Origin of the sequence: Pseudomonas bharatica (assembly GCF_048586865.1) — a bacterium.
Classification (GTDB): domain Bacteria; phylum Pseudomonadota; class Gammaproteobacteria; order Pseudomonadales; family Pseudomonadaceae; genus Aquipseudomonas; species Aquipseudomonas bharatica.
Map to the genome: position 1 here is coordinate 1 of NZ_JBMAWR010000063.1, position 423 is coordinate 423.

At 63.1% G+C, this 423-nt stretch carries 1 protein-coding gene; it reads left to right on the plus strand.

What is annotated here, in order from left to right; all coding sequences use genetic code 11:
• Positions 1 to 31: 31 nt before the first annotated feature.
• Positions 32 to 423: immunoglobulin-like domain-containing protein (locus tag ACKLLE_RS27135; RefSeq protein ID WP_420059612.1), on the plus strand; the 392-nt coding region annotated here is incomplete at its 3' end.

Sequence of the window (423 nt, forward strand, 5' to 3'; positions counted from 1 at the left end):
CGTCAGTTCGCCGGTTACCGGAGCCCCGCTGGTGATTAGCTTGGCCAACGGTCAATCCATCACCATTGGCGTCAACGAAACCTCCGGCTCGGTCAACTTCACCGCGCCAAACAACGTCTACGGCACCAACGCGCCGCTGACCAACAGCATCACCGGCGTGACCGGCGGCAACTACGAGAAGCTGGTGACCGCCGGCACACCCAGCACCGTAGTCAATGACAACCCGAACAACCTCGACACCACCGGGGTAAGCCTGACCGCCTCCGGCACCGTCCAGGAAGGCGGCCAGATCACCTACACCGCCAAGCTGACCAACCCGGCCGGCAGCGACATGACCGTCAGCCTGAGCAACGGCTCGACGATCAACATCGCCAAGGGCCTGAGTGAGGGCACCGTCACCGTCGATGCGCCGAAAAACAGCGT